At 67.7% G+C, this 14126-nt stretch carries 9 protein-coding genes and 1 pseudogene; 2 read left to right on the top strand and 8 right to left on the bottom strand.

What is annotated here, in order from left to right:
• Nucleotides 1-2: 2 nt before the first annotated feature.
• From urtC to ACO2SS_RS23375, 8 genes are all read right to left on the bottom strand, one after another.
• A complete protein-coding gene (urtC, locus tag ACO2SS_RS23410; RefSeq protein ID WP_423280258.1) occupies nt 3-1172 on the bottom strand; it encodes an urea ABC transporter permease subunit UrtC in 1170 nt (389 codons plus the stop codon).
• A 190-nt stretch (nt 1173-1362) separates the two neighbouring features.
• A complete protein-coding gene (urtB, locus tag ACO2SS_RS23405) occupies nt 1363-2967 on the bottom strand; it encodes an urea ABC transporter permease subunit UrtB (RefSeq protein ID WP_423280257.1) in 1605 nt (534 codons plus the stop codon).
• Nucleotides 2968-3219: 252 nt separating this feature from the next.
• Complete coding sequence (gene urtA / locus ACO2SS_RS23400; RefSeq protein ID WP_423280338.1) at nt 3220-4452, bottom strand: urea ABC transporter substrate-binding protein; 1233 nt, start codon at nt 4450-4452, stop codon at nt 3220-3222.
• A 227-nt stretch (nt 4453-4679) separates the two neighbouring features.
• A complete protein-coding gene (locus ACO2SS_RS23395; RefSeq protein ID WP_423280256.1) occupies nt 4680-6077 on the bottom strand; it encodes a M20 family metallopeptidase in 1398 nt (465 codons plus the stop codon).
• A complete protein-coding gene (locus tag ACO2SS_RS23390) occupies nt 6074-6970 on the bottom strand; it encodes an ABC transporter permease (protein ID WP_423280254.1) in 897 nt (298 codons plus the stop codon). Before ACO2SS_RS23390 ends, ACO2SS_RS23395 begins: the two co-directional genes overlap by 4 nt.
• Nucleotides 6967-7887: an ABC transporter permease gene (locus tag ACO2SS_RS23385; protein ID WP_423280253.1), complete on the bottom strand. Its 921-nt coding sequence runs from the start codon at nt 7885-7887 to the stop codon at nt 6967-6969. The genes ACO2SS_RS23390 and ACO2SS_RS23385 overlap by 4 nt, the downstream gene beginning before the upstream one ends.
• Before the next feature lie 94 nt (nt 7888-7981).
• Nucleotides 7982-9496, bottom strand: a complete 1515-nt coding sequence (locus tag ACO2SS_RS23380; RefSeq protein WP_423280252.1) for an ABC transporter substrate-binding protein — start codon at nt 9494-9496, stop codon at nt 7982-7984.
• Nucleotides 9497-9579: 83 nt separating this feature from the next.
• Nucleotides 9580-10632, bottom strand: coding sequence for a YihY/virulence factor BrkB family protein (locus ACO2SS_RS23375; protein WP_423280250.1), 1053 nt, complete (start codon nt 10630-10632; stop codon nt 9580-9582).
• 230 nt (nt 10633-10862) lie between these two features.
• On the opposite strand from ACO2SS_RS23375, the gene ACO2SS_RS23370 reads away from it, so the two are divergent.
• Both ACO2SS_RS23370 and ACO2SS_RS23365 read left to right on the top strand, forming a co-directional pair.
• Complete coding sequence (locus ACO2SS_RS23370; protein WP_423280249.1) at nt 10863-12857, top strand: autotransporter assembly complex protein TamA; 1995 nt, start codon at nt 10863-10865, stop codon at nt 12855-12857.
• Nucleotides 12857-14126, top strand: a pseudogene (locus tag ACO2SS_RS23365) (hypothetical protein); the annotation flags it as partial. The gene ACO2SS_RS23370 and the pseudogene ACO2SS_RS23365, both read left to right, overlap by 1 nt.

The raw sequence follows: 14126 nt of genomic DNA, 5'->3' as shown, positions 1-14126 counted from the left end.
GGCTACTCGGCCGGCACCGGGGCGCCGCGCGCATCGACGGGGCGGACCACGCCGTCCTCGTCCTCGATCTCGGCAACCGCAGCCCTCCGCCGGCCGGTCCACCATTCCGTGAAGGTGCCGAGGATGCCCTTGGGCAGGAACAGGGTCACCAGCACGAAGAGCGCACCGAGCGCGAACAGCCAGAGCTCGGGCAGCATCCCGGTGAACCAGGTCTTGCCGGCATTGACGACGAGCGCGCCGAGCGCGGCGCCGGCGAGCGTGCCGCGGCCGCCGACCGCGACCCAAATCACCGTCTCGATGCTGTTGGCGGGCGCGAACTCGGACGGGTTGATGATGCCGACCTGCGGCACGTAAAGCGCGCCCGCGACGCCGGCCAGCATGGCCGAGACGGTCCAGACGAAGAGCTTGTAGTTCTCCACCCGGTACCCGATGAACCGCGTCCGGCTCTCGGCATCGCGGATCGCGACCAGCACCTTGCCCAGCTTGGACGTCACGATGAAGCGGCAGAGGAGGAAGCCGCCCGCCAGCGCCAGCGCCGAGAGCGCAAAGAGCGCCGCGCGCGTCGTCTGCGCCTGCACGGGCGCGCCCAGGATGTCCTTGAAGTCGGTCAGCCCGTTATTGCCGCCGAACCCCATGTCGTTGCGGAAGAAGGCGAGCAGCAACGCATAGGTCATCGCCTGGGTGATGATCGACAGATACACGCCCGTGACGCGCGAGCGGAACGCGAACCAGCCGAACACTAAGGCGAGGAGGCCAGGTGCCAACAGCACCATGAGGGCCGCGAAGGGGAAGTGCTCGAAGCCCCACCAATACCAGGGAAGCTCCTTCCAGTTCAGGAACACCATGAAGTCCGGCAGCGTCGGATGCGCATAGACGCCGCGCGTCCCGATCTGCCGCATCAGGTACATGCCCATGGCGTAGCCGCCGAGCGCGAAGAACGCGCCGTGGCCGAGCGACAGGATGCCGGCGTAGCCCCAGACGAGGTCCACCGAAAGCGCGAGCAGCGCGTAGCAGAGATACTTGCCGAGAAGCGGGACCAGATAGTCGGGCACGTGGAGCGGCGAGCCGGCCGGCAGCGCGAGGTTCGACAGCGGCACGAGCACCGCGACGGCGAGCACGATCGCGAGGAAGACGTACCCGGTGCGGCCGAGAAGGAGGCGGGGGGAGGTCATGAGGAAACGCCTTCTCTTCTCCCCGTCCCGGACGGGGAGAAGTCGAGTCGCGCGCAAGCGCGACCGGATGAGGGGCCTCGATCGTAGGGCCGCGGCTCCCTGCCCCTCACCCGGGCGCCCGCTGGCGCGGGCTGCTCGACCGATCCCCGCGTCGGCGGGGAGAGGAGAGGCGCGACGATCAGAGCCACCCTCACGCCTCCACGAACCGGCCCTTGAGCGCGAACAGGCCGCGCGGGCGCTTCTGGATGAAGAGGATCACGGCGACGAGCAGCAGGATCTTGCCCAGCACCGCCCCGGCGACCGGCTCGAGGAGCTTGTTCGCGATGCCGATCGCCATGGCGCCGACCAGCGTCCCCCAGAGGTTGCCGACCCCGCCGAACACGACCACCAGGAAGCTGTCGATGATGTAGCCCTGGCCGAGATTGGGCGAGACGTTGTCGATCTGGCTGAGCGCCACGCCCGCGATGCCCGCGACCCCGGAGCCGAGCCCGAACGTCATGGCGTCGACCCAGTCGGTCTTGATGCCCATCGCGCCCGCCATGCGGCGGTTCTGGGTGACGGCGCGGATCTGCAGGCCGAGGCTCGTGCGCTTCAGGGCCAGCAGCAGCGCGACGAAGACGCCCATCGCGAAGACCACGATGGCGATGCGGTTCCAGGTGAGCGTCAGGCCCCAGAGGTCGACCGAGCCCGACATCCAGGCGGGCGTGCCGACCTCGCGGTTCTGCGCACCGAAGATCGACCGCACCGCCTGCTGCAGGATCAGCGAAATGCCCCAGGTCGCAAGCAGGGTCTCCAGCGGGCGGCCGTAGAGAAAGCGGATCACCGTGCGCTCGATCAGGACCCCGACCGCGCCTGCGACAAGGAAGGCCAGGGGAAGCGCGATGAAGAGCGATGCCCCGAACAGTTCAGGAAAGCGGGTGCGGATCACCTCCTGCACGACAAAGGTCGTGTAGGCGCCGAGCATGACCATCTCGCCATGCGCCATGTTGATGACGCCCATGACGCCGAACGTGATGGCGAGGCCGATCGCGGCGAGCAGCAGCACGGAGCCGAGGCTGATCCCGTAGGCGACATCCTGCGCGCGCTGCAGCAGGGCGAGCCGGTTCTCGATGGAGCTGGCGGCGGAGTTGGCGAGTCCTTTCACGTCTTCCGGGGCATTGGCCGGAATCTGCCGCAGCAGCGCCAACGCCTCCCGGTCCCCCTTGGCACGGAGGACCTCGACCGCGCCGACCTGGTCGGCCATGGAGGCGTCGGGCTTGGCGAGCGTGATGGAGGCGCGCGCCTCACGGAAGGCGCGAAGCACGTCGGGATCCTGCTCGGCCGCGATGGCGCCGTCGATCGCGGACAGCGCCCCCACATCCCGCGACTTGAACACCGCGGCCGCGGCATCGATCCGGCGGCGAGGGTCGGGCGCACGCAATGTCAGCTGCCCCATCGCCGCGTCGATGGCGCGCCGCACGCGGTTGTTGACGCGCACCGCCTTCAGGTCCGCAGCATTCACGTCCGAGGACTGGCCGGTGCGGGCGTCCTTCAGGGCGCCGGATGGGTCGCGAAGGAAAACCGCCTTGTCGGAGGCACGAACCAGGAGGCGGCCTGCCTGGAGGGCGGACACAACCTCGACGGCGAGCGGGTTGCCGCTCGCCGCGACGCCCTCGATCCCGGCCTCCGTGTCGGAATAGCTGTCCGCCGCGAAGCGCGCGAGCGCGTCCGTATAGGGATCCGCGCGGGCGGGGGCGATAGGGCCGACCAGGACCGCAAACAGGCAGAGGAGAATGGTCGCGAGAAGGCCTCGCATCGAAAACTCCGGCAGCCCCGAAGGCTGCGACGCGTTCCCTCTCCGAGCGGGAGAGGGCTGGGTGAAGGTTTGAAGCTCAGACCAGCTGCCCGGCCGACCGCGCGGCCGGGCTCGACACGCCCCCTCCCCGGCGGGGAGAGGTTTGGGTGAGACGGCACGCCCCTCACCCGGTGGCCCGCTACCGCGGGCGCCTCGACCCGCGGGTCAGCCCCGAGGGCAGGCTCCCTCAAACGGGAGAGGCGGGCGCTCGCGTTACGCGCCGCACTTTCCCGTCTTCGCGTTGAAGTTGCCGCACTTCTTCTCGACCCAATCGGCCACGAGGTCCTTCGAGCCCTCGAGTTCCTTCGACCAGGCGTCGCCCGGGACGAGGCCGTCGGTCTTCCACACGACGTCGAACTGGCCGTTGTCCTTGATCTCGCCGATGAAGACCGGCTTGGTGATGTGGTGGTTGGCGAGCATCTTCGAGGTCCCGCCGGTCAGGTTCGGCGCCTCGATGCCGGGCAGCGCGTCAATGACCTTGTCGGGATCGGTCGTCTTCGCCTTCTCGACCGCCTTCACCCACATGTTGAAGCCGATCACATGAGCTTCCATCGGGTCGTTGGTCACCGCCTTCGGGTTCTTCTTGAAGGCCTGCCACTTGGCGATGAAATCCTTGTTGGCCGGCGTGTCGATCGACTGGAAGTAGTTCCAGGCCGCGAGGTGGCCGAGGAGCGGCTTCGTGTCGATGCCCGCGAGCTCTTCCTCGCCGACCGAGAAGGCGACGACCGGGATGTCGGTCGCCTTGATGCCCTGGTTGCCAAGCTCCTTGTAGAACGGCACGTTGGCATCGCCGTTGATCGTCGAGACGACGGCGGTCTTCTTGCCCGCCGAGCCGAACTTCTTGATGTCCGCCACGATCGTCTGCCAGTCGGCATGGCCGAATGGCGTGTAGTTGATCATGATGTCCTCGTCCTTGACGCCCTTGGATTTCAGGTACGCCTCAAGGATCTTGTTGGTCGTGCGCGGGTAGACGTAGTCGGTGCCGGCCAGGACCCAGCGCTGCACCTTCTCTTCTTTCGCGAGATAATCGACGGCCGGGATTGCCTGCTGGTTCGGGGCAGCGCCCGTGTAGAACACGTTCCGCTCGCTCTCTTCACCCTCGTATTGGACGGGATAGAAGAGGATGTTGTTCAGCTCCTTGAAGACCGGCAGAACCGACTTGCGGGACACGGAGGTCCAGCAGCCGAACACGGCCGCGACCTTGTGCTGCGAGATCAGCTCGCGCGCCTTCTCGGCGAAGAGTGGCCAGTTGGAAGCCGGGTCGACGACGACCGCCTCGAGCTTCTTGCCGAGCAGCCCGCCCTTCTTGTTCTGCTCGTCGATGAGGAAGAGCATCGTGTCCTTCAGCGTGGTCTCGCTGATGGCCATCGTGCCCGAAAGCGAGTGGAGGACTCCCACCTTGATGGTGTCCTGCGCGAAGGCTGCCCCAGCCGAGCCCGCCAGCATGGCGGCGCCCGCAAGCGCGCCGAATGCTCCCCTTCTCGTGATTGTCATTGCGTGAGTCTCCGATGCTCAACTCTGGCTGGCCTGCAGCCCACAAGAGGAGCGCAAGCGCTGTGCCAGAAGAGGAACAAAGGAGCAGGCAGGCGGCGGCCTCCTGCCTAAGAAGCAGGCGCGCTGCGCCTGCCTAGAATTTGTTCAGACCTTGAAGCGCTGGAGTCGAACTAGGCAGACTACGCCGGAGCCTTGCCGATGCCGCTCTCGGCGATATCCCAGTAGAGGCCGGCCATGAGGCCGAGCGCCTCGCGCACGAGGCCGACGGGCACATGCTCGTTCGGCGCATGCTGGGAGCAGCCTGGATAGGAGTGCGGCACCCAGATCGTCGGCAGGCCCAGGATCTCGGAGAAGGCATCGTTCGGGAGCGATCCGCCGAGATTTGGCAGGAGCGCGGGCTTCTTGCCCGTCGTGGCCTGGATGGATCCCAGCGCCCAGGTGACCCAGGGATTCTCAGGATCGAGGCGGGTGGCGGGGAAAACCTCTTCGCGCGCCGGAGCGACCTGGACGTAAGCAAAGCCATGACGGTCGAGGTGGCGACGCACCGCCGGCACGATATCCGCCATGTCGACATCGACCACGAAGCGAAGCTGCAGCCGGGCCCAGGCGCGCGGGGGAATGGCGTTGACGGGCGTCTTGGGCGTCCCGGCCTCCATGGCCAGGATCTCGAGCGCGCACCAGCCGAAGACCTTTTCCGGACCGGTCAGGCCCGGCTCGCCCCAGGTCGGGTCGATCTCCGGCGCGCCCGGCCCCGTCTCGAGCTCGCAATCGGCGAGCGCCCGCCGGACGGCCTCCGGCAGACCGTGCTTCGGTACGAGCTCGTGGATGCGGATCTGACCCGTAGGGCCCACCATCGAGGCGATGGCGTGCGAGAGCTGGACGGCCGGGTTGGACAGCAATCCGCCCCAGTTGCCGGAATGATGGCCGCCCTCCCGGGCGTCGATCCACAGGTCGAAGGAGGCGCCGCCCCGCGAGCCGAGGAAGATCGTCGGCCGCTCGGCGTTGAGCCGGGGACCGTCCGAGGCGATCAGCACGTCAGAGGAGAGGAGGTCGCGGTGGCGGGCGCAAACCTCCCTCAGACCCGGCGACCCGGTTTCCTCGCCCATCTCGATCAGCCATTTGGCATTGAAGCCGAGGCTGCCACGCTCGGCCAGCACCGCGGCCTGCGCGGCGAGGTTGATCGCGTGCTGGCCCTTGTTGTCGACGACGCCACGGCCGTACCAACGGTCGCCGCGCTCGGTTACCGTCCAGGGGGAAAGGCCCGGCTCCCATGCATCGTCCAGCCCGCGGATCACGTCGCCGTGGCCGTAGCCGAAGATGGTCGGCAGCGAGGGATCCTCGATCCGCTCGGCGAACAGGAACGGCCCCTTGGCCTTCGGCTCCTCCAGGATCCGGCAGGTGAAGCCCAGCCTCTCGAAGGCGGGCTCCATCTCCTCCTTGAGGTAGCGCAGGAGCTCCGGCGCGCGCTCCGGGTTCTGGCTCTCCGTCGGGATCGCGACGCGGCGCTTCAGGTCGGCGAGGAACTCGCCCTCGTCGAAATGCGCATGAGCGCGGGCGATGGCGGCTTGGCGGGTCATGATTTGTCACCAGCGTCGGGCGAGATGGCGTCACGCAGACCGTCGCCGAGCATGTTCACGGCGAAGATCAGGATGGCCAGGCAGGTGCCCGGGATCGCGATCATCCAGAAGGAGAAGAACATGTACGGCTTCGCCTCGGAGATCATGAGCCCCCAGGAGGGAAGCGGCGGCTGGACGCCGAGCCCCAGGAACGACAGCGCCGCCTCGAGGAGGATCGCGCTCGCGGCCTCCAGGGTCGCCGTGACGATCAGGAAGGGCACGACGTTCGGCAGAACCTCGCGCCAGATGATCCTAGGGGTCGAGGCGCCCGCCGAACGGGCGGCCGATACGAAGTCGAACGAGCGGACCTTCTGCGTGGCGCTGCGCATCACGACGACGAAGCGGTCCCACTTGAGAAGGCCAAGGACCAGGATGACGAGAGGCAGCGAGCCACCCAGCACGGCGACGGCCGCGAGCGCGACGAGGATCACGGGCAGCGCGAGCCGCACCGTGATCAGGAAGGTCACGACGAGGTCGACCCGGCCGCCGAAATAGCCGGCCGCGACTCCGAGTGCCGTCCCGATCAGGCCGGAGAGAAGCGCCACCGCTCCGCCGATGAGGAGCGAGATGCGGGCGCCGTAGATGGTCCGGGACAGGTAGTCCCGACCGAGCGCGTCCGTGCCGAGCGGATGCTCCCAGGTGCCCTTCGCGTACCAGACGGGGGGCACCGTCCGCCTCGCAAGGTTCTGCGCGTAGGGATCGTGCGGCGAGATCAGCGGCGCAAGCAGAGCGACCAGGATGATGGCGGCGAGGATCCCGCCGCCTATGACGAGGCTGCGATGCCTGAGCCAGCTCCGTTTCCGGCCCCCGGCAGGAGGCGCGGCATCTTGGGGCGAGGCGATCTCCGCGCTCACATCCCGGCCCTCAGGCGGGGATCGAGATAGGCGTTCAGGACGTCGGCAAACAGGGTCAGCAGAACGTAGAGCATCGAGAGGAAGAGAACGACGACCTGCATCACGGGCAGGTCCTTGTGAGTGATGGACTGGTAGGCGAGATAGCCCAGCCCATCGAGCGCGAAGACAGTTTCGATCACGACCGATCCGCCGAGCAGGTAGCCGAGTTGCACCACGGCCAGCGCCACGATCGGCGTCAGCGCATTGCGCAGGCCGTGACGGAGCACGACGCGGGGGCGCGACACGCCCTTCGCCCGCGCGGTCCGGATGAAGTCCGAGTTCAACGTCTCGATCATCCCCGCCCGGATCAGCCGCATGAAGGCCGGCGTCACGTAATAGCCGAGCGCGATCGTCGGCATCACGAAGTGCAGCCAGGTCCCGGAGCCCGATACGGGCAGCCAGCGCAGCGTGATCGACAGCAGCATGATCAGCAGCAGGGCAAAGAAGAAGTTCGGCATCGCCTGGCCGAGCACCGCGATCCCGAGCGCGAAGCGGTCGATCCAGCTGTTGGGCCGAAGCGCCGCGATCACGCCGAGCGGCACCGCCACCACGAGGGCGAACAGCAAGGACAGGAGCCCCAGGATGAGCGTCGTGGGAAGCTTGTCGAGGACGAGATCGATGACCGGCGACTTGAAGAAGTACGACGTCCCGAACTCGCCTCGCACCAGGCCCGCAAGCCAGTCGAGATATTGAACGATGACGGGGCGGTCGAGCCCGTAGGTCTCGCGCACGAGGCGAATGTCTTCGTCGCGTGCGCCTTCGCCCGCGATCGCGGTGGCAACGTCACCCGTGAGCCGGACGAGCGCGAAGGACAGGATCGATACCGCGAGCCCGACAAGGATTGCGACCGCGAGACGGCGGACGATGAAACCGATCAAATTTTGCCTCGTCTCGCCGATGCACCGGGCGCGATGGATTTGCTCTGGGCCGCCTCAAGGGCACGGGAGAGGCCGCGGGCCCCTCCCGAGGGCCTCACTTCCAGCTCATTTCCCAGAAGCGGGGCGTCTCGTCCGGATAGACCCTGAAGGTCAGGTTCGCAGACGCGACATAGTGGTTCGGCACCGTATAGAGCGGCACCGTGTAGGCACGTTCGGTGATTCGCGCCAGCGCCTTCTTGTACGCGGCCTTGCGGGCCTCCGGATCGACGGAGGTGTCGCCCGTGCGCAGGAAGCCCTGGATCTCCGCGTCGCGGCTCACGTCGTCGGCTCCGCCGCCGAAATAGACCGGCGTCGAGGCCGAGACGTCGTTGACCGAGTTCGAGCCCCAGGTCTGGAACGCGAGCCCGACCTTGTTGGCCCGCATCTGGTCGCGCATGGCGGCATATTGGAGGAAGCGCAGGTTGGCCTTGATGCCGACCGCCTGCAGATCGTTGATGATAGCTTCTGCCTGCTGGCGCTCGCGATAGGCGTAGAAGTCGAAGGACAGGCCGTTCGCGAAACCGGCCTCCTTCAGCAGGGCCTTTGCCTTGGCGGGATCGTAGTCGTAGCGGGTCGCGCCGTCCGCGGTGCAGCCGAACTGACCGTAGAAGCACGGCGTGACGAGCGCGCGCGAGCCGCCGCCCACCAGCTCCTTGGTCAGCGCGTCCTTGTTGATCGCGTGGTTGATGGCCCGCCTGACGCGCTCGTCCCGGAATGCCTCGACCGGGCCGTCCGGGAGCGTGTTGAAATGCAGGAAGGCGACCCGCATCGTCTCGCCCGATTTGGCTTGGAAACCCGGCACGGCGCCGATCTGCTCGGCCTGGTCCTTTGGCACGTTCATGATGAAATCGAGGCCGCCGGCCATCACCTCGGCCATCTGCGTCTGCCGGTCGGGAATGAACCGGATCTCGAGCTTGCCGACCTTGGCCGATGGCTTCGGGGAATCCTTGAAGTAGTCCGGATTGCGCTCCAGCATCAGCGACTTGCCGATGACGTGGCTCGTCACGCGGAACGGCCCCGACCCTACCGGCTTCTCGTTCATGCCCTTCGGACCGACCTTCTCGTAGTACTTGGCCGGATGCATGACGAGCGGGCCGGAGAGATAGTCGATCGCGGCCGGGAACGGCTGCTTGGTGTAGATGCGGACCTTCTGCGGATTCACCGCCTCGACCCGCTCGATCCAATTGACGTTGGCCTGCGTGGTTGCCCTATTCTCGGGCTTGGACGCGTAGGTCAGGGTGAAGACGACATCCTCGGCTGTGAACTCGCTCCCGTCGTGGAACTTCACGCCTGTGCGGAGGTCGATCTCCAGAGTCTTGTCGTCGATATACTTCCAGGCCGTCGCGAGCTGGCCCTTGTACTCACCGTTGACAGGGTCACGGTAGATCAACGTATCCCAGACATGCTGGCTGATGATGACCCCGGCCCGCAGGTTGTTGAAATAGGGATCGATGTTCTCAGGCACCTGATCGTAGGCAAAGCGGATCGAGTTGGAGGCCTTGTCGGCCCAGGCTGGGCCTGCCGCAAAAAAGGCCGTCAAAAAGCAGGCGGCGAGTGCGCGTCGCATCATATCCCCATGTCGCGGTCGGAATGTCGTGGTCGGAACGGAGTGTCGCGGTCCCGGAGGACGAGAGTCAAGGCGGCTGAGCGGATCTATGCCTGCGCCGGCCCGACATGGTCCGCCATCGTGGCGCCGCGCGCGCCGAGCGGTTTCTCGGGCCCCTCGGTCGTGTCCTGCGCGGTCTGGTGCTCCATCTCGGCGTTGATCTCGCCCCCGACGAGCACGATCACGACCGAGAGCCAGATCCAGATCATGAAGCCGACGCCGGCACCGAGCGAGCCATAGGTCTTGTTGTAGGAATCGAAGCTCGCGACGTACCAGGAAAAGATCATCGAGCCGCCAATCCAGAGCAGCGCAGCCGCGATCGACCCGATGGACACCCACTGCCATTGCGGCGACCTGCGGCTCGGCCCGAAGCGGTAGACCACCGCGAGGCCGAGCATCACGACCAGGAGAAGCACCGGCCAGCGCGCGACCGACAGGATCAGTTCCGCCGATCCGGCATAGCCGATGAGCTTGAGCATGACGGGCAGCACGACGACGCCGCCGATCGCCGCGAGGGCGAAGAATGCAGCCCCGAGCGTGAACAGGAAGGTCGTGCCGTAGAACCGGACCAGGCTGCGCCGCTCCCGCTCGCCATAGACGACGTTCAGCGCATCGAAGAGCGCCGCCATGCCGGAATTCGCGCTCCAGAAGGCCACCACGAAGCTGATCCCGAAGGCCAGGGACAGGGCTGGGGTCTGCTTCGTCGTGACCTCGATGACCTGGCCCCGGATCAGGTCGAGCACGCCCGCCGGCAGGATGCCGGCGAGGAGGACGAGATGATCGCCGATCGTCCGCGCGTCGGCGAAGAGGCCGTAGAGCGACACCACCACGGCGATTGCCGGAAAAACTGCGAGCAGGGTGAAGAAAGCCACGCTCCCGCCCGTCGCCAGCACACGATCCTCGGGGATCGCCTTGGCGACGCGCCAGAGGACGTCCTGCCAGCCGAGGGGCGGGATGTCCCGCGGCTCCTGGGCCTGCCGTCCCCTTCCCTTCTCGTTGGCGCGCGCGAAATCCTCCGGCATCGGGCCGGCCGCATCGCCCTCATCGACGCGGGTCCGCCAGTCCTCGCTGGGCGGCGCCGTATCCGATCTGTTGCTCAAACTCGACATCACCGAGACCGCCGGCTCGCCCCTCAGCCGGTGATCAATATTACGCGAGACCCGGACGGATTGTGTGGTGCGCGGGTGACATCCCGGACCGGGAATGCGAACGGACAGCCCGCGCGGCGTGGCCTTCTCGCGCGATGAGCGCTAGCCTCCGCTGGCAACCCGGGGTGAAGAGATCGACCCGCCGAGCAGGCATCCAGGCCTGTGCGGCGGCGGGAGGGTGAATGGCTTTTGCGTACCGGCCTTGGCGAAGGAGCATCGCCGCGGCCTTTGTACTTTCAGCGTTTTCGGTCATCCCTCCGTCGGGCCCGGCACTGGCCTTCGACTTCTTCGGCCTGTTCGGATCGGACGAGCCGCCGGCCCCGTCGGCGTCCACGCTTCCCTACGAAGTCACCTTCGAGGTGCGCGGCGACGACGGTGTCGAGAACCGGCTTCAGGACGCCTCGAACCTCTACCGCCTGCGCCAGGACGCCCCGCCGGAGGGCGAGACCCTGCTCCAGCGCGCCACGGCCGATTTCGCCCCGCTGATCGATGCCCTCTGGGGCGCGGGTTATTACGATGCCACGGTCGCCATCGACATCGCGGGCGTGCCGGTCCGGATCGGGGAATTCCAGAGCCCGGCCGCCGTGCGTGCCGCCAATGCACTCCGCAACCGCGCCCGGGTGCCCGTCAAGATCGTGGCCGAGACGGGCCCGCTCTTCCGCATGCGGAACGTCCAGGTGCTGGACCAGCGCACCCGCCAGCCTTTCCCGCCCGAGGAACTCCCCTCGTATGTCGCTCGGCTGGAGGCAGGCGATCCGGCCGAGGCGTCGCGCGTCCGCGCCGCGAGCGCGAGGCTGATCGACCATTTCCGCCGGCGATCCTATCCGCTCGTGAAGTCGCCGCCCCCGGCCCCCGTGGTCGACCACGCGGCGGACACGATGGATGTCACCTTCCTGGTCGATCCGGGGCCACAGGCCGGAATCGGCCCGGTATCGCTCCACGGTCCCCAGAACTTCGACCCGGAGATCGTACGCTCCTTCATCTATCTGGAAGAGGGCGAGCCCTATTCGCCGGAGCGGCTCGACTCGATGCGCAAGTCGATCGCCTCCATTCCGGCCGCGGGGTCGGTCCGGATCCGCGAGAGCGACCACCTCGATCGCAACGGGAACCTGCCGATCTTCGTCGACGTGACGGATCGGGCCGTGAACGCCGCCGGGTACGCGCTCGGCTATTCCACCATCGATGGGCCCACCGGTCGGGTCTATTACGAGAACCGCAATCTGTTCGGAGGCGCGGAACGGCTGCGGCTCCAGGCGGACGCCTTCCTGGCCCCGCGCAACAACGGGACGCGCATCAAGGATATTGGGGACTGGAAGCTCTCGGACCTGGGCGCCCGCTTCACGGTGAGCTTCCTGAAGCCGGCCCTCGACGGTTCTCGCTTCGACCTCCTCGTGGACGGCCTCGCCGAGCGTTACCGCACGGGCGGCGGGCGCTTCGGCGGCTACACGGCCCGGCTCGCCGGCGGAACGGGCGCGCTTCGCTACCGCGTCGACGAGACCCTGTCCGCCACCGTGGGCATCAAGGGCGAGCGCGGCCGCACGAGCGACGTCATCTCGAATGTCGACTACACGCTGATCGGCGTCCCGCTCACGATGCAGTTCGACAACACGAACAATCCCCTCGACCCGACGCACGGCTATCGCGTCTCTGCCGCGATCACGCCCTACCCGGCCTTCATGGGTTCGTCGGTTGCCTTCACGCAGGCGACCGCATCCGCCTCGGCCTATTACTCGCTCGACGAGGAAGGACGGTTCGTCCTCGCCGGTCGGATCCGGGGCGGCGGCTTCCTGGACGCCCCGAACGAGATCCAGCTGATCCCGTCCAACTACCGCTTCTATGCGGGCGGGGCGGGATCGATCCGTGGCTACCGCTTCCAGAGCGTGGGCCCGTTCGGCCCGTTCGGGTTCACCATCGGCGGACGCTCGATGTTCGATTCCTCGATCGAGGCCCGCATCAAGGTGACCGACAGCATCGGCATCGTGCCCTTCTTCGATGCCGGCGGCGCCTACGCGTCGCAGTTCCCGGAATTCTTCGGCGATACCCGCATGGCGGCCGGTCTCGGCGTCTTCTACGTGACGGCGATTGGCCCCGTGCGCCTCGACGTCGCCTTCCCGCTGAACCCGCGGAAGGGCGATAAGGAGGCGGTGCTCTACGTCAGCATCGGCCAGGCCTTCTGATGCCCTTCCGCCGGACGCTTCTCGCTCTCCTCTGCCTCGTCCTCGTTTTGCTGGGCGGCCTGACGCTCGTCACCCGGGCGGCCGACGAGGAGAAGGGCATCCTGGCGAGCCTGATCTCCCGGGCCCTCTCGACGCCGACCACCCGCGTGTCGATCGGAGCGATCGATGGCGCGCTCTCGTCCGATGCAACGATCCGGGACATCCAGATTTCCGACCGGGATGGCGTGTGGCTCAAGCTCGACCGGGCGCGCATCGTGTGGCGGCGATTGGCCCTGCTGTCCCGACGCCTCGAGATCGACCGGCTCGAGATCGGCATCCTCGACATTGCCCGCCGCCCGCTCCCGGCCGAGACGCCCGTCGAGGGCGAGGACCAGCCGCTCCTGCCCGAGCTGCCGGTGCGGGTCGAGATCAAGGAATTCGCCCTCGCGGAGCTCGTTCTCGGCGAGCCCGTCCTGGGCGCGGCGGCGCGACTGACGGCGACGGGAGCCGCGCGCCTCGGCAATCCGTCCGAGGGGCTCGATCTGCGGTTCGATGCCCGCCGCCTCGATGCGGGCGGGGAGTTCGTCGCCCGGCTGGGGCTCGTGCCCCAGGGCGAACGGCTGGACCTCGAGCTCAAGCTGGACGAGCCCGCGGGCGGTCTCCTCGCACGCGCGATCAACATCCCGGGCCTGCCGCCAGTCCGCCTCGACCTGACCGGCTCGGGAACGCTGGACTCGTTCGATTCCCGCCTCGCCTTCGATGCCGGGCCCGGCATCGGCGCACGAGGCGGCGCAACCGTGCGCCGGCAGGGCCCTGCACGCCAGCTCGCGCTCGACATGACGGCCGAGATCTCGGGGCTCCTGCCGGGCGTCGTGGCGCCCGTCTTCGCGGGCACAACCCGCCTGACCGGGGGCGCCACCTACGGGGACGACGGGGCCGTGACCGTCCCGGGAATCACGCTGACCGCCGCCGCGGCGCGGCTCGACATCAGCGGGAGCATGAACGCGGACCAGATGGCCGACCTCCGGATCACGGCGGGCAACCTGCCGAATTCCGAGACCCGGACCTCCGTGTCCGGTGCCGAGATCCGGCGGCTCGCCGTCGACGCCCGTGTCACGGGGCCGGTCACCTCGCCGCGCGTCAACGCGACGGTGAGCGCCGAGGATGCACGCCTTCCGGCCGGGCGGCTCGCCCGGCTCGACGCGACCCTGTCGGCCGTCCCGTCGGGCACGGTAACGAGCGCCGCAACGCGGATCGACGTCACGGCCGATGCCCGCGCCACAGGTGTCG

This window comes from Enterovirga sp. CN4-39, assembly GCF_049446235.1.
GTDB lineage: Bacteria > Pseudomonadota > Alphaproteobacteria > Rhizobiales > Beijerinckiaceae > Enterovirga.
The sequence above is the reverse complement of the archived record's forward strand: the minus strand, read 5'-3'. Positions and strand labels throughout refer to the sequence as shown.